This is a genomic window from Photobacterium rosenbergii (assembly GCF_033022775.1).
GTDB classification, from domain to species: domain Bacteria; phylum Pseudomonadota; class Gammaproteobacteria; order Enterobacterales; family Vibrionaceae; genus Photobacterium; species Photobacterium rosenbergii_A.
The window spans coordinates 659,992-683,073 of record NZ_JAWJZI010000002.1 but is presented as its reverse complement, the minus strand read 5'-3'; the positions used below and the strand labels follow the sequence as shown (position 1 = coordinate 683,073).

The window sequence follows — 23,082 nt, the reverse complement described above, 5'->3', positions numbered from 1 at the left end:
TATCTAAAGTAGTATATGGCACTGAAAATGCCACTTTTACAACAAAATAGCAATTTAATTACTGGGGTGTTTAAAAAAACAACACTGTGATTATTGAAGCTTTGGGTGGCATTGCGACAACTTGTTGTTCGCACAAGGAAAAAGAGTGTAGTTGAACAATTAAAATTGGAAGCATGCAACATGAGCCAAGTAAAGCAGCTTGAACAAAACTACAACTATACGGTCGTTCGTCAATTCACCTTGGTTACTATCCTATGGGGAATTGTCGGAATGGGCGTTGGTGTATTGATTGCCGCTCAGCTGGTATGGCCGGCACTAAACTTCGACCTTCCTTGGTTGACATATAGCCGTTTACGACCATTGCACACAAATGCAGTGATTTTCGCATTCGGTACCAGTGCGCTATTTGCTACGTCTTACTACGTAGTACAGCGTACGTGTCAAACAAGACTTTTCGGTGGGAAATTAGCGTCGTTCACCTTCTGGGGCTGGCAAGCTATCATTCTATCAGCGGCGATTTCGCTGCCGTTAGGTTGGACTTCTGGTAAAGAATACGCAGAGTTGGAATGGCCGATTGATATCGCCATTGCGGTTGTCTGGGTTGCCTATGCCATCGTCTTCTTCGGTACAATGATTAAAAGAAACACGTCACATATCTATGTGGCTAACTGGTTCTTTGGTGCCTTCATCCTAACCGTTGCCGTTCTGCACATTGTGAACAGTATGGCTATCCCAGTATCGATGACTAAATCGTATTCGGTTTACTCCGGTGCTGTTGATGCCATGATCCAATGGTGGTACGGGCATAACGCGGTTGGCTTCCTGCTAACAGCAGGCTTCTTGGGGATGATGTACTACTTTGTACCTAAGCAAGCAGGACGTCCTGTGTACTCATACCGTCTGTCTATCGTCCACTTCTGGGCACTAGTATCTCTATACATCTGGGCAGGCCCTCACCACCTTCATTACACCGCTCTGCCTGACTGGACTCAGTCCCTGGGTATGGTGATGTCTTTGGTCCTATTTGCTCCGTCTTGGGGGGGGATGATCAACGGTATCATGACGCTATCTGGTGCTTGGCACAAACTGCGTTATGACCCGATCCTTCGCTTCCTGGTTGTATCTTTGTCGTTCTACGGCATGTCGACCTTCGAAGGCCCGATGATGTCAATCAAGACGGTTAATGCCCTTTCTCACTATACCGACTGGACTATCGGTCACGTTCACTCTGGTGCACTAGGTTGGGTGGCGATGGTTTCTATCGGTGCGGTTTACCACTTGATCCCTAAATTGTTCGGCCAAGAACGTATGTACTCAATCAAATTGATCAACGTACACTTCTGGCTAGCAACAATCGGTACGGTTCTTTACATCGTTGCGATGTGGATCTCTGGAGTAATGCAAGGCCTGATGTGGCGCGCGGTTAATACCGACGGCACATTGACTTACAGCTTTGTTGAGTCGCTACAGGCTTCTTACCCATTCTACTTTGTTCGCTTTGTAGGCGGTGCAATCTTCTTGGCTGGTATGTTCTTAATGGCATACAACGCATACAAGACTATTCTTGCACCAAAAGAAAGCCTGAAAGCCGCAGAGCAACCAGCATAAGGAGTTCCGACAATGGCTAATAATCGTCATGAAATCGTAGAAAAAAATGTCGGCCTTCTTGCAATCCTTATCGTGATTGCGATCAGTTTTGGCGCCTTGGTAGAAATCACTCCATTGCTTTACCAAGACCAAACAACTGAGCCGGTTGAGAACCTTCGTCCATACACTGCTTTGGAGATGGAAGGCCGTGATATTTACATCCGTGAAGGTTGTAATGTTTGTCACAGCCAGATGATCCGCCCATTCCGTTCTGAAACTGAGCGCTATGGCCACTACTCTGTAGCCGGTGAAAGTGTTTGGGAACACCCATTCCTATGGGGTTCAAAACGAACTGGTCCTGATCTAGCCCGTGTTGGCGGCCGTTATTCAGATGACTGGCACCGTGTTCACCTTCGTGATCCTCGTGCCGTGGTTCCTGAGTCAAACATGCCTGGTTTCCCATGGCTGGAAGAAAACGTGCTTGATGGCAAGTTGACCTCTAAGAAGCTTGCAATCTTTAAGAACCAATTCGGAGTGCCTTATACCGATGAGCAAGTGGCTAACGCTGGCGAAGAAGTGAAAGGCAAGACTGAGATGGACGCAATCATTGCTTACCTCCAGTCACTCGGTCACGCAATGAAATAAGGGGGTACCATGGATATTGGAACCATTCATAGCATTTGGACATTGATTTTGTTCGGTAGCTTTATTGGTATTGTCCTTTGGGCTTATAGCAAACGCCAAAAATCTCGTTTCGATGAAGCTGCAAATCTTGTTTTTGCAGATGAAGAGCAAGATTCGGCAACGCGTGAGAATGACAGGAGTTAGGAAACATGACTACGTTTTGGAGTCTATGGATAACAATCATCACGCTGGGTACCCTAACTGGTATTGCTGCCCTACTAATTTGGTGTAGCAAGGACAAAATGGGTGTTGAAGAAGGTGAGGATATGGGTCACGAGTACGACGGTATTCGTGAGATCAACAACCCGCTACCTAAATGGTGGTCCTACATGTTCTGGGGCACCATTATTTTCGGCCTACTTTACCTTTTCCTATTCCCTGGCTTAGGTAATTACAAAGGCTTCTTAGCTTGGACAAGCTCTGATCAAACCGTTCGTTCAATCGAGGAATCCAAGTTGGCGATTGCCAATGCCCAGAAAGAACAGCGTTTGAACCAGTATGCAAAAGAGTTGGATGACGCCCAAGCGCGCTTCGGTGAAACGTTCAAAACTTTGGCTTACGATGCATCAGGAAATACGCTACTGCCAATCACTCAGATTGCTGAAAGTGAAGAAGCGATAAAAGTCGGTCAGCGCTTGTTCTTGCAGAACTGTGCACAGTGTCATGGCTCGGATGCCCGTGGTCAGCTTGGCTACCCTAACCTGACAGATGGTGCTTGGTTGTATGGCGGTGAAGCTGAAGCAATCAAGACAACTATCATGGAAGGTCGCCAAGGTGTGATGCCAGGTTGGATTGATACACTTGGTAAAGACGGTGTGACGGAAGTGGCTAGCTATGTGCTAAGTATGTCTGGACGTAGTGTCAATGCCAAAGAAGCTGCGGCAGGTAAGCAGAAGTTTGTTGTTTGTGCGGCTTGTCATGGTACAGATGGTAAAGGTAACCCTGCATTTGGTGCGCCTGATCTAACTGATAATACATGGCTATACGGTGGTTCACGCCGCGCTGTGGAAGCAACGATTACTCACGGCCGTCAAGGTGTGATGCCTGCGTGGAAAGATATTTTGGGCGAAGAGAAAGTTCAGATTATTTCGGCCTACGTGTGGAGCCTAAGTCAAGACACACAAAAGTAACAACTCAACCAACACTCAGTTACAATTTGTTCAATTGTTTTGTACAAATATCTGAGACTTAACGACTAGCCCCTGTTATCTTCAGGGGCTAAATCCCTCTAAGCGACATAGGTAATTAATATGGGTAAACCTTGGTATAAGCAGTTCTGGCCATGGTTCGTTTTTGCCATCCCTGCTACTTCAATTGTTTATAGCCTGACAGCTGTCTATATCTTCTCTCAGAATAAAGTCGACCTAGTCGCTGAAGACTATTACAAGAAAGGCAAGGCGATTAACCTCGACCTATCCCGCCTTCGCGTCGCCGATGCCTTGAGCCTGGAAGCGCAAGTTGCTGTTAGTGATAAAGACATCAATGTTTTTTTCAATAAAGGTGATCTAGATAACTATCCAAATTTGCGTGTGACATTCACACACCGTACTCTAGCTAATAAAGATTTTACTCAAATGGTGAGCGCCGATTTATCAGGGACTTATCACTTTGAATCTCCAGAGATTATTGAAGGTCCATGGTTCGTTGAGTTAGAGCCGTTTGATGGTGACTGGATGTTACAAGGACGTGTTAACTTGCCAACATCCGACCCGATTTCGCTGTACGGGCAGATTAAGGAATGACGAAAGACTGTTACCACTGCGGCGATCCTGTTCCACAGGATTGCCATCATCATGTAGAAATTCTTGGCCAAATTCGTGAAATGTGCTGCCCAGGCTGTGAAGCGGTAGCACAGACCATTGTTGATAGCGGCCTAACCTCTTATTACGAGTACCGCACTGCGCCTGCAGAAAAAGCGGACTTGGTACCGCAACAACTGCAATCTCTCCTCCTCTACGACCACGATGAAATCCAACAAGAATTTGTCCGTGAAAACGAGAATTGCAAAGAAGCATCGCTATCACTCGACGGTGTTTCCTGTGCAGCTTGTGCATGGCTAATCGAGAAACAACTGAAGCGTGAACCGGGCGTTGTATCTATCAAGGTCAACACAACGACTCACCGAGCACTTTTATCCTGGGACCCAGACACTGTTAAACTCAGCCACCTTTTGAGTGTTATTCACCGTTTAGGCTACAAAGCCGCCCCTTTTGAAGCTGATGCTCAAGAGCAGCAATACCACCGCACCATGAAGGGGTATCTCTACCGCCTTGGTATTGCGGGTATTGCGACAATGCAAGTAATGATGTTGGCTGTTGCCCTGTATTTTGAAATCTTTGGCGACTTAGATGCCGAGTTCAAAAATTACCTCCGTTGGGTCAGTTTAATCTTCGCAACCCCCGTCATGCTCTATTCGGCACTGCCATTCTACCTTAATGCGTGGCGTAACCTGCGGGCAAAAACATTAGGAATGGATGTCCCCGTTTCTATCGCCATGCTATTTGCCTATGTGGCAAGCCTGTATGCAACAGTAATGGAAAAAGGCGAAGTCTTCTTCGAGTCGATTTCGATGTTCGCTTTCTTTTTATTGCTTGGTCGTTTTCTTGAAATGCGTGCAAGACGCCATGCCGCTGCCGCCAGTGCCAACTTACTAAAACTGGTCCCGGCTATGGCGACATTGGAAGACGGCTCACAGGTCGCTGCCAAAACATTAAAAGTGGGTGACGTTGTCACAGTGCTGCCAGGTGAAAGCCTGCCTGCTGACGGTGAAATCTTAAAAGGCCAAACGGCCATTGATGAATCTATGGTAACGGGTGAATCGATGCCTGTACCAAGAGTCGTGGGTGATACGGTTTTTGCGGGTACGATTAATGGTGACCATCATATTACGCTCAAGGTTACTAAAGACCGACAGAACTCGCTGATTTCAAATATCGTTCGCTTACAAGATGAAGCACAAAGCTCCAAGCCCAAGGTGGCCGAGGTTGCCGATATTGTTGCGCGTTACTTTGTTGCCGCTATTTTGATCATTTCCGCGGGCACGTGGCTTTACTGGTATCAGCACTGCCCAGAGGACGCACTGTGGATCACACTGGCTGTATTGGTTGCAACGTGTCCATGTGCCCTATCCCTTGCTACACCAACAGCGCTAACTTGTTCGACTTCAAGCCTTGGTCGTTTGGGGATCCTATTGCGCCGTGGCCATGTGCTGGAAACCCTATGTAATGTTAACCAGCTAGTCATCGATAAAACCGGTACGCTGACTGAAGGTAATATCCGCTTGGTGCAAACTCAGGCTTTCGCCAGTCACTCTGAAGATAAAGCATTGGAAGTTGCAGCGGAACTAGAGCGATTCGCCAATCATCCTATCGCACGAGCGTTTTCTGTTTACCGAAATGAAAAGCCGCTGTTCGATGATGTCGAGAATGTGATTGGTAGTGGTTTAGCTGGAACCGTCGATGGTCAAGAGTGGCGAATTGGTAAAGCCGACTTTGTCTTAGCACTGAATCCTAATAAAGAGCAACTGCTTGCCGATTGTGATAACCGTTTCCAGGTATGGTTAAGTTGCAACGGGGAGCTGGTCGCCAGCTTTATGTTGGCAGACCCTATTCGCGAAGACAGTCCGGAGCTTATTAAGCAGTTCCAGGCAGAAGGGATTCAAGTCACTATGCTGACCGGTGACCATTCAGCATCCGCACAGGTGGTAGCCGATAAACTGGGTGTCGATCACCTTGAAGCAGGTGTCTCTCCTGAAGGCAAGTTGGAATACCTCAGAAGCCTAGACAAAGACAAAGTAGCCCTAATGATTGGTGACGGTGTAAACGATGCTCCTGTACTCGCTGGTGCACACCTTTCTGTTGCCATGGGCGGTGGTACTGATATAGCCAAGTCATCGGCTGATATGGTATTACTGGGCGACCAACTATCTCGTATTCTACGTGCCAGAAAGCTGGCGCAAAAGACGCGTAAAATTATCCGGGAAAACCTAGCTTGGGCACTTGGGTACAATTTGATCATCCTACCGCTTGCGGTTGCGGGATTTGTGGCACCTTATATCGCTGTTGTTGGTATGTCCGGTAGTTCGATCATTGTTGTTTCAAATTCTTTAAGGTTATTAAAAGAAAATGGCTAGTCTTTACTTGTTAATCCCCATTGCGATTGTCTTCGTATGTATAGCTGTCGGGATTTTTCTTTGGGCTGTTCGCACTGAACAATTCGAAGACCTTGAACGCCAAGGCTACGATATCCTGTTCGATGAGGATGAGTCAAAGCCGACCGAAAACCAGAATGAACACGCTGAGAATGAGATAAGTGGTAACCGGTGATTTTTATGCGGCGTTCATCATAGGTTTGATGGGGGCTGGCCATTGTCTGGGCATGTGTGGAGGGGTTTCTGCTGCTATTACCCTCGGCGTACAAAACAACCAACACACTTCACGATGGCCATATTTAGTGTTATATAATTTTGGCCGGATCGCATCGTACATGATTGCCGGAGCGATAATAGGTGGCGCTTTTGCCAACCTTGCAAGTTATGGTAGCCAGGTAACAGCATTAGCATCATTACGGTTACTTGCCGCTACTATGATGATTTTACTCGCTTTATACATAGGCCAATGGTGGCACGGTGTGAGCAAGATTGAAGTGATAGGTAAAGGCCTATGGCGTTTTCTATCACCAATGGCAACAAAACTGCTACCGTTACGCAGCCCTATCGCCGCGATTCCCTTCGGGGCATTATGGGGGTGGCTCCCATGTGGTTTAGTGTATTCCACATTGAGTTGGGCCGCTGTTGCTGGCAGTGCAACATCAGGAGCTAGTGTGATGTTAGCTTTTGGTTTAGGTACCCTACCTGCCATGATCGCGGTGGGTTCAATGGCAAATCAACTTCAAAAGTGGCTTAAGAATCTTTACTTTAAGAGAGCGAGTGCCTTGCTGTTATTGGCCTACGGGGTTCATACTGGTTATATCGCAATCAAACAAATAATGTAGGCTTTTTTAATACTCGTCATAATGATTCATATTATGTTAAAATATTGACCTACATCAAATTGGTTAGACAGGCTTATGATATCAGACAAACTAACAACCAAACGTATCCAATCAGGCGGATGTGCGATCCATTGTCAGGATTGCAGCATCAGTCAGTTGTGTATTCCATTTACGTTGAATGAGTCTGAGCTAGATCAGCTAGATCAAATTATCGAACGCAAAAAGCCAATCCAGAAAGGACAGGAGCTTTTTAAAGCGGGTGATGAACTGAAGTCACTGTACGCAATCCGTTCGGGTACAATCAAGAGCTACACCATTACCGAGCAAGGTGATGAGCAGATCACTGCTTTCCACTTGGCCGGTGACTTGGTTGGCTTTGATGCTATCAATGAAATGATGCACCCGAGTTTTGCCCAGTCTTTGGAAACATCCATGGTTTGCGAGATTCCATTTGAAATTCTCGATGATCTGTCAGGGAAAATGCCAAAACTTCGTCAGCAAATTATGCGTCTGATGAGTAATGAGATTAAAGGCGACCAGGAAATGATCCTGCTGCTATCTAAGAAAAACGCTGAAGAGCGTCTAGCAGCATTCCTGTACAACTTGTCTCTACGTTTTTCACAGCGCGGTTTCTCTCCTCGTGAGTTCCGCCTAACAATGACACGTGGTGATATTGGTAACTACCTGGGCCTAACAGTTGAAACTATCAGCCGTTTGCTAGGTCGCTTCCAGAAGTCTGAAATGCTCAGTGTTAAAGGTAAGTACATTACAATCCTCAACCATGAAGAGCTTGCAAAGCTCGCTGGTGTAAACAAAAACACTATTGCGTAACTGAATCGCCTAAGTGAATGATTATAAAAAGTGATACGCGAGCCGTATCACTTTTTTTATATTAATTTCCCGCCGTTACTCCCCTATTCTTATCCTTTACGTTAAAGTTATTAGTAACCAAAGACGCTTTTGTGACATTTCCATAACAAGCAACTGATTTTGGTAAGATAACTCTGAATGTTTCTCTGCCCGAAAGTGACAGATAGATATCATTCCTTTGAGGGAACAGAGACTGGTTTAGATGCCAACACGGTTTGTGTAAGGGGGCAGTTATGACCAAATACAGCAATATACTCGTTGTTGCCGATCCGGCGCAGGATCATCAACCAGCATTGTCTCGCGCTATTCATCTTGCTCGTCGTTCCGATGATGTAAAAATCACCCTTTTCCTTGCAATCTATGACTTCTCGTATGAGATGACATCCATGCTATCTGCCGATGAAAGGCAAGCGATGCGTCGTGGTGTTGTTATGCAGCGTGAAGAGTGGTTGAAAGACTTGATTCGTCCTTATACTGATGACGGTTTTAATATTCAGTTAACGGTTGTGTGGCACAACCGACCCTATGAAGCCATTATTGCCGAAGTGTTCAGTAATCATCATGACTTAATTATCAAAGCAACTCACGACCACGACAAGATTGGCTCTGTGATTTTTACACCGACAGATTGGCACCTGTTGCGTAAGTGTCCGTGTCCGGTACTTATGGTGAAAGATCATAGTTGGCCAGAGAACGGAAAAATCTTGGCTAGCGTTAACCTTGCCGCAGATGATGAAACTCACGAAAAACTCAATGACTCTATCGTTGATGAAGCCAAATCGATTGCTGATTTGCTCGGTGCTGAAGTTAACTTAGTGAACGCCTACCCTGCGACGCCCGTTAATATAACAATTGAGTTACCTGAATTTGATCCGGCTTCATATACCGATGCAGTTAGAGGGCATCATCTCAAATCAATGAAGGCACTTCGTCATAAGCATGGTCTGCCAGAGGAGCAGACACATGTGCTTGAAGGGCTTCCTGAAGATATTATTCCCCAGGTAGCTGAAGATATCGATGCTGAGTTAGTGATCTTGGGTACCACTGGACGCACTGGATTATCTGCGGTCTTTATTGGTAACACCGCTGAGCACACCATTGATAGCCTGAATTGTGACTTATTGGCGCTGAAGCCAGAGGGGTACGTGAGCCCTTTAAGTCCTAACTTGCCATAGAACTTTGCTAAGCTGACAAAAAAGCCTCGTAAGAGGCTTTTTTATTGAATCATTTGGGTTATACGTCCTATCGTAACTCTATCGGCTGAACCGGCTGTACTTGATTGCTCGCCGGTTTCTCTTCGGTGTTAGCTAGCTTTTTCAAAAGAGAAGTAAGATACAGCTCATTCCTGATTTTGTTGCAGTAAGCATGGCTGATATTTCTGCGGTTCCACTCACTGGCAATAGCAACACGAGTCTGTGTTGATTTTCGCCCAAAAGCGTAAGTTTCACAGATTTCAAGGTTACTCATTTGTTGCGGCGTTTTGGTCACAGTGCTACTGCGCATACCTAACTGCTGTGATTGCGAAGATGAGCAACCCGCTAAGCTTGATAAGCAAAGTGCAATAATCGCTGTTTGGAGCGGCTTTGAACGGCGTATCATGGAAGGTATTAGCATAATATTGATTTATAATGATTTGTTGTCTTTCGTCATTATAACCAATTACGACTTACATCCAATCTAAAATCCCTCTTTTTCTGTGAGCTAGGTGCACAGTGTTAAACGCATAAAATAAAAAAGGGCTGATTAGCACATATCAGCCCTTTAAAGGATTCGATTTTAGAACTTTTAGTCGGCAGTATTGTAGTGATATTCAAACACTGAACGGCTTGAATCACTCACACGGGCATCTCCAACGTGACCAGCAGGCACTGACGCATCACCTGAAGTGGTTAACTGAGCCTCCATCACACTCATTGCTGGTGTATTTGTCTGCTTAATTAAGTGTGTAGTAGGCGCAGTACGCTCACCTGCAGTCGAAAGATGGTAATCCAGAACATCAGTTGCCATTGCTTGTGAAGACAGAACCAAAGCGCTGATGATAACGAAAGCTGATTTTTTCATAACCTACCTCTGTGTGTATTATCAGTACCCTCTGTCCATGAGAGTGTTGAACAATTCTTTGTGAGGTTTGAACTCCCTCACTTGATATATACCCAAGTGACTTCAAGGTGCAAGATTCAGAGGGTTGTCAGCGCATTCAATACAAGGCGAAGGTTTGCAGTAATGGCATTCCCTTTCAAAAAGCTTCAACGAAGGAGTGAATGCGCTGACACCCTCCCGAAGGGCGAGTTTTCTAAGCTTCTATACTGCGTTATTGTTTCTTGATTTAGAGCCACTAGATCTTCAAAACAATGCCTTGTCTATAAACTTATAAATTCTCGCTGAACCTGCACCTTGAAGTAGCTTGGGTATAAACATTGTATGGTGGCTAGTGCCTGAAACCCATGGCAGAAGTGGATTAGTGAAATACCATAAACGCATCTCTGAATGATAGCTTAATACTTAAAATGGATTTCTTTTGCTTCTCTTATTGTGCGCTTTACTTATTTGTCACCCGAAGCTGTTTGATTTCTTGCTCCAGCCAGCGGTACTTATCTGTATTCCAGTGCTTTTGGTTATACGCCATCACAACATCCATAACGTCTCGTCGTTCGGGTTGGCCTGTCTCGTCCATTTCAACAAACTGAAAGGTCTGCTGATTAACAATTTTGTACAGCTCTCTTGGAGCAATAAACAACATGTCTTCAGTTTTTAGCGCTTGTAGGATTGGGTGAGCATGTTGGCTTCTAAATGCGGGCTTTTCTCGCAGTTTGGCATATCTTTTCACGAGTTCCATTTGTTGATTGAAGCCAGGTACAACCATACCAGCCCAGCGATAGTTATCTAACTCCTCGATCGGGATAGGCTGATTCTCTTGTACAAAGCCGCGCCGGCAAATAAAACCAATTTGACTCTTGGCGATATTTTTTTGATACACATCTTTAGGAGTGACTAAGGGCTGGTAAGTAATAGCGAGATCACAGCGGCCATCTTGTAATTGGGCGATAGTACTGGAGCCAAAACTATAAAGTTCCAGCTCGACATTTGGGCAAGCACGGTTAAATAAACGATAGAATTCAGTACCATAACTCTCTATCAAGAAACCATTGAGAGCGATTCGAAAGCGGCCTTCCATTTGGGATGGTTCAAACTGTCTGCTTTCTAATGCTTTTTCGAGCTGAGTATAAATACCGGGTAATACCGAAGCCAATTCTTCAGCTCTCGGGGTTAACTTCAGGCCTCGATTATGGCGGACAAATAATTGATCATCCAGCGCATCACGTAACCGTCCAAGTGCCCTGCTCACTGCTGGCTGACTGGTCTCCAGTTTATCAGCTGCACGGTGGGTATTTTTTTCTTCTAACAAGACGAGGAGAACCTTTAGCAGATTAAGATCGAGGTGATGAAGGTTCATGAAATTCCCTGTAGTAACAAATGCGCTTAAAGATTATCTGATGGCTTAAAGGGGATATTAATCGGATTATAGAATTAACTCTAGAAATTCTAAAACTTCCCGCATAAGTCACAATTCGATGGTTTCATATCTTTTGGCTTTAAATGGCAAGACGAACAAGCTTGCGTGAATTCAATCAAACTCTGCCGATAACCATAGCGCTTTTCTCTATTGGTTATCTTGTAAACGTGATCCCCGGAAAATTGACCATGATAGTCATTTCTAATCGCGGATAAAACGCTGCTTGAAATTGAATCATTACTTTCAATCAGTACATTTAGTCGTTCATAGATGGAAGTACTTGATGACAAAGCTTGGATAGCATATTCGTTCTGGTCATCCCACTTGGCCAGCAAGGACCAAAGAGAAAGAATTAATTGAGCGAGTAACACAATGGACGTGAGAATGACAATTGAGGCAATAATGATGAAGCGTTGACTGTTGATGAATACGGCAAGCATAACAAGGGTCGGAGATGCTATACCACACAGGGTGATTAGGTAGCGAAGACGGTGTAATTGGGCTTTTCTTCTTTCGAAAATCTTGATTGCTCCGTAAGTATAGAACCTCATCTCCAATAAATGAACAGGCATACTCACCTCGCAACATAGTAATATCAATATTCAACAATAAGAATATTATAGTTTTCTAATAATTACTTTATTAAATCATGCTTGCTTTTACGGAGAGCCATTTAGTTGCTTTGTTTGTATGGTTGGAATATGTTTAGAGCATTAAAAAAGGGAGAATATTGCTATCCTCCCTTGGTATTGATTAGATGTTGGTTACATCAATAAACATAGATTCATCGATGTTGGTTGATGAGACAACCGCTTCGCTGAACTCGTACTCTTCACGTTCGCCTTCGCGATCTAGTGGTAAGTTAACGAAGTCAAACAGGTTACGGTCAGCTAGCTGACTTGGGCTAACATTTTGAATGGATTTGAAAATGCTTTCAACGCGACCAGGCGTCTTCTTATCCCAGTCAATCAGCATTCCTTTGATGGCCTGGCGCTGCAAGTTTTCTTGCGAGCCACATAGGTTACAAGGAATGATTGGGAATTCCTTGTGCTCTGCGTATTTGATCAGGTCTTTTTCGCGGCAGTACGTCAACGGGCGGATAACCACGTTACGGCCATCATCAGAGCGCAGCTTTGGTGGCATAGCTTTAAGGCGAGAGCCATGGAACATGTTCAAGAACATGGTTTCTACAATGTCATCCAAATGGTGACCCAAAGCAAGCTTGGTTGCGCCAATTTTCTCAGCAAAGGAGTACAAGGTGCCACGGCGCAGACGTGAGCAAAGGCCACATGTCGTCTTGCCTTCAGGGATCTTTTCTTTCACGACCGAATAGGTATCCTTATCCACGATGTAGTAAGGAATATTAAGCGTTTCAAAGTAATCCGGTAAGATATGATCTGGGAAGCCTGGCTGCTTCTGATCCAAGTTAACGGCAACAACGTCAAACTTGATAGGTGCGGCTTTTTGAAGATTCAACAGGATATCCAGCATCGCAAATGAATCCTTGCCACCACTTATACATGCCATCACAACATCATTTTCTTCGATCATGTTGTAGTCAATAATGGCATTACCAACATTTCTTCGTAGGCGCTTCTGAAGCTTGTTGAATTCAAGTGTTTCTTTTCTAGTGTCTGTTTGATTCATTGCGATCACTCACACTGCCGACAGTATCGACGGTTGGTTTCCTGATTGGATTTTCGTAAGGCGAGGATTATACGGATTTTTAAGGTCAGTTGAAATATTTGTCTTTGCCAAAAGCGCGGTACGGTATACACACTCACATTGGTCGTCACTCATGGCCAAAGTAGTGCTTTGTAACTAAAGTGATTTGTCTTGATGGCAAAAGAAAGCCGCATCGAATGATGCGGCTTTAGCAGTAATATCTTCAGTTACTTAAACAAGCCAATGAAGAACAGCTTGATGTAATCAATCAAACGACTGAATAATCCGCCCTCCTCGACTGACTCCAAAGCAACCAACGGCACTTCGGCAACGTCTTCACCATCAACTTGATAGAAAATCTTACCAACAATCTCCCCTTCATTGATTGGCGCTGTCAGCTCTGAAGTCAGCTCGACGGTTGCATTCATCTTGCTCACGTCACCGCGTGACAAGGTCACGTACGTGTCTTCCATTGTGCCCAAAGAAATCGTGTCGGTGTTACCCATCCACACTTTCTCGTTTATAAGCTCATCACCTTGCTTGTGCGGTGAGACGGTTTGGAAGAAACGGAAACCGTAGTTTAATAGCTGCTTACTCTCAGCTTCACGCGCTTTAGGGCTGCTTGAACCCATTACGACAGAGATCAAGCGCATGTCGCCTTCAGTTGCTGAGCTAGCCAAGCTGTAGCCGGCACCGCTGGTGTAGCCGGTTTTCATTCCGTCTACATTAAGGCTGCGATCAGCCAGCAGGCCATTACGGTTGCGTTGGGTGATGTTGTTGTAAGTAAACGAACGTTCGCTATAGATTGCGTAGATATTCGGCAGATCTTTGATTAGTGCACGACCAAGCAGCGCAATGTCATATGGCGTTGAGTAAAGTTGGTCGCTGTCCAAACCATGTGGGTTAGAGAACGAGCTGTTGTTCATATTCAGCTTTTTCGCCCACGAGTTCATCAGGCTAACAAATGCACCTTCAGACCCGGCTACATGCTCAGCGATTGCCACACTCGCATCATTGCCTGACTGGACAATCAGACCACGGTACAAATCCATCATGTTGACTTCGGTATTTACCTCGATAAACATTTTTGATGAATCAGGGAAATTTCGCGCCCACGCATTACGGCTGATCACGACCAGATCGTTTTCGCTGATATTGCCGCTCTTCATTTCCTGACCAGCGACATAACTTGTCATCAGCTTAGTGAGGCTTGCTGGGTTGAGTTGTTCATGGGCATTTTTTTCAACCAATACCTGGCCCGTATGGTAATCCATCAATACATAACCTTTTGCGCCCAGTGAAGGTGCATCAGGAATGACTGTAGGTGCAGCAAAGGCAGAGGCCGAGAGACAGAAAAGTGTACCTGCAGCTAGGGTGCGAAAAGAGTGTTTCAGTTGTATATTCATTTTTCTCGCCGTCGATGGTGTTATTGGGAGCAGTATATCTAACCTAAGAACGAAATCTTGTCTGCTTTACGAAGTCTTACGTTAATGTAAAATCCGTTACAACTGCCTATTTAAGTTGGTGTATTTTTAACCCAAGATATAAAAAATTAAGCAACATTTCATGTTCTACATCTCGTAATTCGATGCTGATCGCTTCAACTTCTCTTATCAATCAAATATCAAGGCATAGCGTATGCGTTAAAATGCCGTTAGGATAAAGTAAAATAACATTTTCTCAGGCTGAGATAAGTCTACATAAAGGAATGACAATGGCTTTCTATCAAAAACTAGTACACCATAATAAGAAGATTTCTCGGCTCGAACACCTTGAAGCCATTTGTGGCTGGGATCAGGCTTCAATGATGCCTGAAGGAGGTAATTCTGCCCGCTCTGAAGCATTGGCTGAGCTTGCAGTAGTCAAGCATGAACTATCCACAGCCCCACATCTCACTGAGTGGTTTAAGCAAGCTGAAGGGGAACAACTGGATACTGAAGAAGTAACCAGCCTGCACGAAATGAAACGCAGTTGGCAACAGGCCAATGTATTGCCAGCAGATCTGGTTGAAAAGAAATCTCTGGCATGCTCTAAATGTGAACACGCGTGGCGCTCTCAACGAGAAAGAAATGATTGGCAGGGCTTTAGTCAAAACCTAAAAGAAGTTGTCGAACTGACCAGGCAAGAAGCCCAGATCCGCGCAGAGGCAACGGGTTTGAGCCGTTATGATGCCCTACTCGATTTGTACGAGCCTGGTATGACGACGAGTGAGCTTGATGAGCTGTTCACTGAAGTAAAGAGCTGGCTACCTGAATTGATCCAACAAATCATGGAGCGCCAAAGCCAGGATATCACCATTCAACCTGTCGGCCCTTTCCCTGTAGAACAGCAAGAGAACTTAAGCCGTTCATTGATGACTAAGCTTGGGTTTGACTTTAACCACGGCCGCCTTGATAAAAGTGTCCACCCTTTCTGCGGCGGTGTGCCTACTGATGTTCGTATTACTACCCGCTACGACGAGGCTGACTTTACTTCGGCTTTAATGGGAGTTATCCATGAAACGGGCCACGCTCGTTATGAGCAAGGTTTGCCAGAGAAATGGGCTGGATTACCGGTAGGTAAAGCTCGTTCGATGGGGATACACGAATCACAAAGCTTGTTTTTTGAAATGCAGTTATCTCGCAGTGAGTTGTTCATCGATATTCTTGCCCCGTTAGCGGCTGAAATCTTCCAGCGCGCGGATGATCCAGCCTTATCAGCGGATAACCTGACTCTGCTCAACACTCGGGTTAAGCCTGGCTATATCCGGGTTGATGCCGACGAAGCTACCTATCCTGCCCACGTGATTTTACGTTATGAAATTGAGCGTGATCTGGTTGAAGGTAAGATTGAAGTTGAAGATATCCCTGAGCTATGGGATAAGAAAATGTCCGAATACTTAGGTCTTTCAACCAAAGGTAATTTCTCTGATGGTTGTATGCAGGATATTCACTGGACTTTCGGTGCCTTTGGCTACTTCCCCTCTTACACACTCGGTGCGATGTACGCTGCACAGTTCATGGCGGCGATCAACAAGGAAATGAATGTTGATAACCTTGTTCGCGAGCGCAATTTGCAGCCTATCTTTAACTGGCTCGATCGCCATGTTTGGAAGCGTGCTTCAACTGCCTCAACTGATCAGATTTTGATTGATTCGACGGGTGAAAGGCTCAATGCCAAGTACTTCAAGCAGCACCTTGAACAACGCTATTTGAAATAAACAAGATTTGAATAAAATCAGTAGTAAACATAAGAAAGCCGCTAGATATTAGCGGCTTTCTTCAAAAAGGTGATTTGCGCCCTTGTGGTGGTCAGCTTCGATAAAGCATATTTCAACTTAGCCTCAAGCCTTTCATGTTCTAATGTCGCGTGCTTGATGCCTTGTAACCCGTCGATTGACTTAGATTTTCTATAAAGCGATGTGCTTTGTGCGATTTTACATTCTGCCACCTTCAAGCTTACTTTGAGCTCTTCTGCCTGCAACTTCCATTCATGTGCTTCTAACTTAAGAAGCTGTAAAGTACCGTTAATACCGCTTGATGATGCTTCTGACATACTGCTCATAATGTACATAACGTTTCCTCATCGCTAGTTGATGGCGGTAGATTACCAGTACAAAAAAGCACCACTTACCATTTTGCGCCAGCCCGCTTTTTCATGATCCGGCTTATACTGATTACACCCTGAGCGTTAGGAGGCTGACTATGAAATACACGGCAGGCGATCTCGATTACAAAGGCGAAGAGTCTGGGGTTCATAACTGGATCACCAAGCAAGGTAAGAGCTTTTATTGGCACCCAGACTGGCTACATATTGCAGAAGACCAAACTGGCCTCCATGCCAAACAGCAGCTAGAAATTGCCAAAGATGAAAAAGGAACCAAAGATCACGCGGTGCTCGCTATCTTGAAGCATCTTAATGACTGGATGGTGGATGAAATAGATAAGCACCCGGAAATAAAGAACCAACCGAAGTTGTAGGCCAGGTACCGAAATGTGCCCTTGGATATAAACCTAGAACAGGCACTGGACGGGTTCCAGTGCCTTAGACTCTTAGACTCTTAGACTAAGCTAAGCTCGAGAACAGAGTTAACAGAGTCACCATTCCACTTATAGGTAAAGTGTCGGCTTTGGCACACCTTATTAACTAGGACTGGTTTGTACAAGACATAACAATCGTGTCCTTGGTGTCGTACTGACTGGTAAACGATCCCGTCCCCTTTTGCGACTTTGATATCGCTCGCCAATGCCTGAGAATGGGCATAATTCGTCGGGTGGTACAGCGGCGAATCGAGCAGATGCCGTTCACGTAAATCCACCAAGTCAGCATTGAACCATGCATCAATGCAGCGCATCTGGATATCCTGAGCAGGTTCATTGGTATAGCCCATTACCCGTTCCATATGGTGGACGGTCTCTTTAATGGCGGTGTTCACTTCGGGTGAAGCATAATAACCACCAAAATCTGACGTATTGAACCGAGCCCCGTCAGGGTTTACATGGGTAAATGCCGCCATGACATAGCTGCAGTGAGGGATCCCGACGAGTCTTTCTTCAGATGGTATACGACCAAAATCCCCAGTCTCCTCCGCCAATCTTGGATTAGTAATTGCCTCAATGGCAAAAATCGCTTCTAGCTGCTCAGGCTCGGCAACATCCTCATAGAGATTAATCGGTGGATATTTTGAAGGGATCAATCGGTAACAGAGCTGGTCAGAAAAGGACGTTTTATACATCTCGCTAAATTTAATGTCCATTTATGATTGTCCGCCTCGCCATGCATTCAACCTTGTCGCTACGTGGTAGAGATCAACAACTTTTCCTTGGCACATGATTTCCATTGCCGAGCGTCCAGCAAAAAAAGGATGGCTATTTGGCTTTTGTACCCAGTTATACACACTCTCTTCCGCGGTGAACATGATACGCAGACACTTGTGTATATTGAGGATATAACTCATTCTTTCTAAGAGATCTTTCGATACTTTGGCTGATTCCGGATGAGTACGGTACTTGTTAAGCGTCGAACGGCTACTTAGTCCAAGCAAAGCCATTTGCTGGCTTTGGCTGCAAGACCATTTATCAAGAATGTTGAAAACAACAGGCAAAACGGCATTACCTGCCTGGGCGAGTTGCTGGGATTGATTAGCTTGGGCTGCATTCATCATCACCACTCCATTTGTCTATATATGTACAAACTTAGCACATCTCTACATATACAACCACAATAATGATGTTGATTACTCGGCATAAGGTAAAAAAATACCCAGCATTGCTGGGTATTTCGAAGATACAATTTGAAGAGTGCTTACAGTGGCTTATGCCTGAGCACTCTTTGCAGTATTCTCAGCAATTTTTACAATGACCTTAACGGCCTGTTCCATCCCTTCAATTGTGATGAATTCATGAATACCGTGGAAGTTGTAGCCGCCAGTGAAAATGTTCGGGCAAGGAAGACCCATGAATGATAAGCGTGCACCGTCTGTACCACCACGGATTGGCTTAATCAAAGGCTGTACATCACAATCAATCATCGCTTGTTTGGCAAACTCGATAATGTGCGGGTGAGGCTCAACCATTTCACGCATGTTGTTGTAGCAATCAGTTAAAACAAGCTCAACACGACCTTTCTTCAGCTGGCTGTTCAGTTCGTCAACTTTGCTTTGCATGAATGCCTTACGGCGTTCTAGGCCTTCGCGGTCGAAATCACGGATAATGTAACCAAGCTCAGTACGGGCAACCGCTGGCTCCATGGATTTCAAGTGGTAAAAACCTTCGTAGCCTTCTGTACACTCTGGCGTTTCTTCTGCTGGCATCATCAACTGGAACTGCGCTGCGATGTTCATCGCATTAACCATTTTATCCTTAGCTGTGCCAGGGTGAACATTGATACCGTGGCAGATGACATCAGCTGACGTGGCATTGAAGTTTTCGTACTCCAGTTCACCGACAGGGCCACCATCGATGGTGTATGCCCACTTAGCGCCAAACTTCTCGACGTCAAATAGGTTAGCACCACGGCCAATTTCTTCGTCTGGGGTAAAGCCGATACAGATATCGCCGTGTGGAATTTCAGGGTTCGCTTTAAGGTGAGCAATCGCCGTAATGATCTCTGCAATACCCGCTTTATTATCCGCACCTAGCAAAGTGGTGCCATCAGTGGTGATCAGATTATGACCATGCAACTTGTTCAGATCTGGATATTGAATTGGCGACAGCACTTCATCACCAATACCCAGAGCGATATCTCCACCTTGATAGTTCTCAACAATCTGAGGCTTCACATCTTTACCTGAAGCATCAGGTGCAGTATCCATATGGGCAATAAATCCAATTGCCGGTACTTCATGACTGACATTTGATGGTAAGCGAGCTGTCAGGTAACCGTTGTCATCCAGAGTGACATCTGAAAGGCCGAGTTCAACCAACTCATCCTTTAGCTGCTGAGCTAATACACGCTGCCCTTCGGTACTTGGGCACTGGGCATTGGCTGGGTTAGATTGAGTTTCAAAGCTCACGTATCGTAGAAAACGCTCAATTAAGTTATCCATGTCCCACTCATTTTGATCAAATTAATTACTATGCAGATCAAGTATCCCGATAGGAGCAGTTAAATGAATTGCGATGAATCAGTTTTTTGTGCATTAAATGAATAATGCACAGAGCGCTGACCAATTTTTCCTGCGTAAATCACACTTAAGCCAGCATTTTTGATTAATAAGTCAACAGTGGCTGTACTTGTGTGCTGCGAAATTCTGCTTCCGTAGTTTAAATTGTGTTGGTAATTTATACGTATGTTTCGTTTACGCCTGATCATTACCTCGGTGAAGCCGAAGTTAAAGTGTGTGGAAATGTAAAAGGTTGATCATCCACTATAGAACACACATCTTATTTAGCTGCCATTCAGTATGTGTGACATCGGTAGAAAATATTTTTTCAAATAGTGCATAAGATGAATTTAAACCAAGGAGGTCTTATGCTGACAAATCTATTTCTACCGCATGAACCCATTGAAAAAACTTTGGATGTTCAAATACCTGTTATCAACGATAATATTCCAGCCAAACTAAAGCTGAGATATAAAAAAGGAAAATTAAAAGCAAATTTACACTTCTGCAATAAAGATGGAAATGAAAAGCTAGACTTGTTCTATCCGCGTATTGCTTCAGAGTTCAAGCGCCAAGCACAGCTTAACTTTACCCAATGTTGTCACTCTCGCTACTTACCCAACTCTCTATTAACTTCTCAAGTGTCGAAATGGTGCAATGACAACGCCAAGTTGTATATCTCTTACGAAACACCGAACGGCATCAAAGTGACAGAACATCAAAAAGGAGGTATCAGAATCAAAGCCAGAAATAGTGATTTAAATGTCTAACTTTCCTTCTGTTCATACGCAAAAGCCCGGATCACTATCCGGGCTTTCATTTTGCTTAGACCGCATTAAATCAGGCTTGAGGGATCCAAGGTGTCACTTTTACCGCTGGTTGCGAAAAGCTCACAGTTTCACCAACAGCAAGTGAGGAGAGTTCGATAACTTTGGTGTCGCCATTATCAAAATGAACGACAACACCTTCCACATCCGGCATAAACCAACCGGAGAACATTCCGCCCAGATCAGACAGCAACTGGTTCATCTGTGGTACAAGTTTAGCCACTTCTGACTGTTCAATAGAAGTGCCGTATTCATTCTTAGCAATGACCTGCATAGATACATCGCAGGTAATTCCATCATCGATAACAAAAGTAACGTCGGGGTTAGCCTGGCGTAAGTTGCTATCGATAGGGACTGATAGTTCATTGTTTTCTGGAATAACGAGCTCTTCGAAATGTTCGTCCTTGCGCATTGACCCTTTGTGGATCTGACAAACGCTGCCGTCCTGCTGGTTAAGAAGGAACAAGGCAATTTTGACATCATCATGCCCTTCTTTCACATTCTGCTTGAGCTTGCTGTAAAGTGTGCTGTAACGCATTTCTATGTTCTGTGCTGCTGCATCCTGAGCATAGAGCGATGTGCTGGCAAATAAGCCTGCTAATAGCCAATAGGTCAACTTCATCCTTTATCCTTGGCGCCAATATTGATTGTTATGTCTGATCATAGCCTGTATCTCATCGACATAAGCCTGACCACGTTCTGAGTAACGGCTTAGTCCTTCAGCCAATTTCGCACCTTCAATTATCTCGCCTGACATCCGCTGAGCAGCGCGTATGTCTCGCAAATCTTGGTAAGCATGATTGGTATTTACATTCATGAAATACGCTTGTACCGACAAATAAGGTGAGTCAAAAACAGCCACTTCATGATTAGCGCCATCATTTCGGGCGTTAGGGACTAATCCGCAGCCCTTACGATAACACCATTGGCCAAAATAGTTGTTTCCTTCCACTGCAAAGCGTGATGTTCCCCACCCTGATTCATTAGCCGCTTGGCTCAAAACAAGAGACTCCGGTAGCACGTCAACTCGGTTTAATATTGTCGTTAGCCATTCGGCTGTCACGCCTTGATCATTGAGCACTACTTTATATTTATCAGCTAACTTATCTGCATAGGTAAGTTGATCGCTTGAGAGCGATTTGCCAGCAGAGCGGGATGATTTGATGTTTTCCAAGAACTGGCGTTCTTTTTCAATCCGTTGGTTCTCATGTTCAACAGCCGGACGCAGAAAATCAAAGAAGGCAGCCTTCTTTTGATTAACGTCGGTTATTTGGGAAAAGTCAGGCTTGGAGCTTTGTGATGAGGCCGCAGGGGCCTCATCGTTGGAACTTTGGGAAGATATTTCACCACATGCTGTCAATCCGCTGACCAATGCAATAATGGCGACTTTACTGGATGTTATATTTTTTATCACGCGTCAAAAACCTTTGGATCCCCCTGCTGGTCATGGTCGTTATCGTCTTGGCCTTTCTGAACAGTTGTGACTTGCAGCGACACACCAAATAGATTTCGGTAAATAATGGCTTTCACATTGAAGAAGAATGGGATCGTCCAGATTAAACCGATGCCAGCAGTGGCAAATGAAATAATAAACATTGTTAGGATGACAATAAAAATTGCGGTCATCGGCAACAGTTTACGCAAAGTCGCAACAAGAGAAAACTGAATTGCTTTCAATGGTGACAAACGTTTCTCACAAACCAACATGATTGCCAAACTAAAGCCCATAGAAAGCAGCATGCCAAGAATTGGGAAAATGGCATTGGCAATGCCTTGCAACGAAGCACTTAGCAATACAGTGATAACGGATGCTAATGCAAAAGGAAATCCTTTTACCAAATAGCTTGGTTTGCTTGGTAAGCCAACGGCATGATTCAACGCCATCAAACTCACACCGGCCAATAGCGGCGCGCTTAATACATCGGACCAAAAATTTGCCATATAGCCCGCTTCAATGACCGAGGCTGAAATCTCTCCGCCGGTCATGATCGCATCAAAGAATACAGCGGCACTTCCAAGTTGAACCTGGAGGCCAAGCAACAGCAGTGCGACCTGCGCCAGAAACAAACCAATGACTGCAGGCAAGAAAGTCAGAAAATTCTTGGCCGTGATTTTCCAGGCTTCTTGAAGCACAGACAGTGACTGGAGTTCACTCTCACCTTTCAATGCTCTTTCAATTGAACCGCCAACTTGGAATGTTTTGTTATTCATTTGTATTTCACTAACTATTACACACTTGGTCCGTGATTGTACGCTAGTTAGGCACGATAGAGAAACTTTGGCACAAAAAGCGCCTTTTGCATTCAGACTGTGATTTTTGTTGATGAATTAGCCGGCTTGTCTGAATACACTATGATTAA

Annotated in this window: 26 protein-coding genes; 13 read left to right on the top strand and 13 right to left on the bottom strand. The window is 44.8% G+C overall.

Annotation, left to right across the window (positions count from 1 at the left end):
• Positions 1 to 180 precede the first annotated feature (180 nt).
• The 10 genes from ccoN to uspE all read left to right on the top strand — a co-directional run bounded on the left by ccoN (position 181) and on the right by uspE (position 9,308).
• On the top strand, positions 181 to 1,608 hold the full coding sequence (gene ccoN / locus R2X38_RS07260) for a cytochrome-c oxidase, cbb3-type subunit I (protein WP_317521526.1): 1,428 nt from the start codon (positions 181 to 183) through the stop codon (positions 1,606 to 1,608).
• Positions 1,609 to 1,620: 12 nt separating this feature from the next.
• Positions 1,621 to 2,232, top strand: a complete 612-nt coding sequence (gene ccoO, locus R2X38_RS07255; RefSeq protein ID WP_281024712.1) for a cytochrome-c oxidase, cbb3-type subunit II — start codon at positions 1,621 to 1,623, stop codon at positions 2,230 to 2,232.
• 9 nt (positions 2,233 to 2,241) lie between these two features.
• On the top strand, positions 2,242 to 2,415 hold the full coding sequence (locus R2X38_RS07250; protein WP_317521525.1) for a cbb3-type cytochrome oxidase subunit 3: 174 nt from the start codon (positions 2,242 to 2,244) through the stop codon (positions 2,413 to 2,415).
• 5 nt (positions 2,416 to 2,420) lie between these two features.
• The gene (ccoP, locus tag R2X38_RS07245) at positions 2,421 to 3,401 is read left to right on the top strand and encodes a cytochrome-c oxidase, cbb3-type subunit III (protein ID WP_317521524.1); all 981 of its coding nucleotides are present in this window, start codon (positions 2,421 to 2,423) and stop codon (positions 3,399 to 3,401) included.
• A gap of 120 nt (positions 3,402 to 3,521) precedes the next feature.
• Positions 3,522 to 4,013, top strand: a complete 492-nt coding sequence (locus R2X38_RS07240; RefSeq protein ID WP_317521523.1) for a FixH family protein — start codon at positions 3,522 to 3,524, stop codon at positions 4,011 to 4,013.
• Positions 4,010 to 6,403 (top strand): heavy metal translocating P-type ATPase, encoded by a 2,394-nt coding sequence (locus tag R2X38_RS07235; RefSeq protein ID WP_317521522.1) that lies wholly within the window; start codon positions 4,010 to 4,012, stop codon positions 6,401 to 6,403. Before R2X38_RS07240 ends, R2X38_RS07235 begins: the two co-directional genes overlap by 4 nt.
• Positions 6,396 to 6,596, top strand: coding sequence for a cbb3-type cytochrome oxidase assembly protein CcoS (gene ccoS / locus R2X38_RS07230; protein ID WP_317521521.1), 201 nt, complete (start codon positions 6,396 to 6,398; stop codon positions 6,594 to 6,596). The genes R2X38_RS07235 and ccoS overlap by 8 nt, the downstream gene beginning before the upstream one ends.
• On the top strand, positions 6,583 to 7,263 hold the full coding sequence (locus R2X38_RS07225) for a sulfite exporter TauE/SafE family protein (protein ID WP_317521520.1): 681 nt from the start codon (positions 6,583 to 6,585) through the stop codon (positions 7,261 to 7,263). Before ccoS ends, R2X38_RS07225 begins: the two co-directional genes overlap by 14 nt.
• Positions 7,264 to 7,338: 75 nt before the next feature.
• Positions 7,339 to 8,094: an FNR family transcription factor gene (locus tag R2X38_RS07220; RefSeq protein WP_039461230.1), complete on the top strand. Its 756-nt coding sequence runs from the start codon at positions 7,339 to 7,341 to the stop codon at positions 8,092 to 8,094.
• A 272-nt stretch (positions 8,095 to 8,366) separates the two neighbouring features.
• Positions 8,367 to 9,308 (top strand): universal stress protein UspE, encoded by a 942-nt coding sequence (gene uspE, locus R2X38_RS07215; RefSeq protein ID WP_317521519.1) that lies wholly within the window; start codon positions 8,367 to 8,369, stop codon positions 9,306 to 9,308.
• A 67-nt stretch (positions 9,309 to 9,375) separates the two neighbouring features.
• Here the strand turns inward: uspE and R2X38_RS07210 are convergent, their stop codons facing one another.
• From R2X38_RS07210 to R2X38_RS07185, 6 genes are all read right to left on the bottom strand, one after another.
• A complete protein-coding gene (locus tag R2X38_RS07210) occupies positions 9,376 to 9,636 on the bottom strand; it encodes a hypothetical protein (RefSeq protein WP_317521518.1) in 261 nt (86 codons plus the stop codon).
• 282 nt (positions 9,637 to 9,918) lie between these two features.
• Positions 9,919 to 10,194 (bottom strand): hypothetical protein, encoded by a 276-nt coding sequence (locus tag R2X38_RS07205; protein WP_317521517.1) that lies wholly within the window; start codon positions 10,192 to 10,194, stop codon positions 9,919 to 9,921.
• A gap of 478 nt (positions 10,195 to 10,672) precedes the next feature.
• Positions 10,673 to 11,587: a LysR family transcriptional regulator gene (locus R2X38_RS07200; protein WP_317521516.1), complete on the bottom strand. Its 915-nt coding sequence runs from the start codon at positions 11,585 to 11,587 to the stop codon at positions 10,673 to 10,675.
• 89 nt (positions 11,588 to 11,676) lie between these two features.
• Positions 11,677 to 12,219, bottom strand: coding sequence for a mobilome CxxCx(11)CxxC protein (locus R2X38_RS07195; RefSeq protein WP_317521514.1), 543 nt, complete (start codon positions 12,217 to 12,219; stop codon positions 11,677 to 11,679).
• 181 nt (positions 12,220 to 12,400) lie between these two features.
• On the bottom strand, positions 12,401 to 13,294 hold the full coding sequence (gene ttcA, locus R2X38_RS07190; protein WP_317521513.1) for a tRNA 2-thiocytidine(32) synthetase TtcA: 894 nt from the start codon (positions 13,292 to 13,294) through the stop codon (positions 12,401 to 12,403).
• Between the two features lie 245 nt (positions 13,295 to 13,539).
• Positions 13,540 to 14,718 carry a D-alanyl-D-alanine carboxypeptidase family protein gene (locus R2X38_RS07185; protein ID WP_317521512.1) on the bottom strand — a complete coding sequence of 393 codons (1,179 nt, stop codon included), beginning with the start codon at positions 14,716 to 14,718 and terminating at the stop codon, positions 13,540 to 13,542.
• A gap of 308 nt (positions 14,719 to 15,026) precedes the next feature.
• Between R2X38_RS07185 and R2X38_RS07180 the strand changes: the two genes are divergently transcribed.
• Entirely contained in the window at positions 15,027 to 16,511 is a 1,485-nt protein-coding gene (locus R2X38_RS07180; protein ID WP_317521511.1) for a carboxypeptidase M32, read from the top strand.
• 41 nt (positions 16,512 to 16,552) lie between these two features.
• Here the strand turns inward: R2X38_RS07180 and R2X38_RS07175 are convergent, their stop codons facing one another.
• Positions 16,553 to 16,864: a hypothetical protein gene (locus R2X38_RS07175; RefSeq protein WP_317521510.1), complete on the bottom strand. Its 312-nt coding sequence runs from the start codon at positions 16,862 to 16,864 to the stop codon at positions 16,553 to 16,555.
• A 131-nt stretch (positions 16,865 to 16,995) separates the two neighbouring features.
• Between R2X38_RS07175 and R2X38_RS07170 the strand changes: the two genes are divergently transcribed.
• Complete coding sequence (locus R2X38_RS07170; RefSeq protein ID WP_317521509.1) at positions 16,996 to 17,271, top strand: hypothetical protein; 276 nt, start codon at positions 16,996 to 16,998, stop codon at positions 17,269 to 17,271.
• A gap of 80 nt (positions 17,272 to 17,351) precedes the next feature.
• Here the strand turns inward: R2X38_RS07170 and R2X38_RS07165 are convergent, their stop codons facing one another.
• The 3 genes from R2X38_RS07165 to pepT form a co-directional block, all read right to left on the bottom strand.
• Entirely contained in the window at positions 17,352 to 18,047 is a 696-nt protein-coding gene (locus R2X38_RS07165) for an RES family NAD+ phosphorylase (protein ID WP_317521507.1), read from the bottom strand.
• Positions 18,048 to 18,455: an MbcA/ParS/Xre antitoxin family protein gene (locus R2X38_RS07160; protein WP_317521506.1), complete on the bottom strand. Its 408-nt coding sequence runs from the start codon at positions 18,453 to 18,455 to the stop codon at positions 18,048 to 18,050. It lies immediately after the preceding gene.
• Positions 18,456 to 18,605: 150 nt separating this feature from the next.
• Entirely contained in the window at positions 18,606 to 19,838 is a 1,233-nt protein-coding gene (gene pepT, locus R2X38_RS07155) for a peptidase T (protein WP_317521504.1), read from the bottom strand.
• A 425-nt stretch (positions 19,839 to 20,263) separates the two neighbouring features.
• Between pepT and R2X38_RS07150 the strand changes: the two genes are divergently transcribed.
• Entirely contained in the window at positions 20,264 to 20,665 is a 402-nt protein-coding gene (locus R2X38_RS07150; RefSeq protein WP_317521503.1) for a hypothetical protein, read from the top strand.
• Positions 20,666 to 20,735: 70 nt separating this feature from the next.
• Here R2X38_RS07150 and R2X38_RS07145 read toward each other — a convergent pair whose 3' ends face one another.
• The 3 genes from R2X38_RS07145 to R2X38_RS07135 are packed head-to-tail and all read right to left on the bottom strand — an operon-like array spanning position 20,736 to position 22,933.
• Positions 20,736 to 21,344, bottom strand: coding sequence for a DUF2987 domain-containing protein (locus tag R2X38_RS07145; protein ID WP_317521502.1), 609 nt, complete (start codon positions 21,342 to 21,344; stop codon positions 20,736 to 20,738).
• 3 nt (positions 21,345 to 21,347) lie between these two features.
• Complete coding sequence (locus R2X38_RS07140; RefSeq protein WP_317521501.1) at positions 21,348 to 22,136, bottom strand: glucosaminidase domain-containing protein; 789 nt, start codon at positions 22,134 to 22,136, stop codon at positions 21,348 to 21,350.
• Entirely contained in the window at positions 22,133 to 22,933 is an 801-nt protein-coding gene (locus R2X38_RS07135; protein ID WP_317521500.1) for a hypothetical protein, read from the bottom strand. The genes R2X38_RS07140 and R2X38_RS07135 overlap by 4 nt, the downstream gene beginning before the upstream one ends.
• Between the last annotated feature and the right edge of the window lie 149 nt (positions 22,934 to 23,082).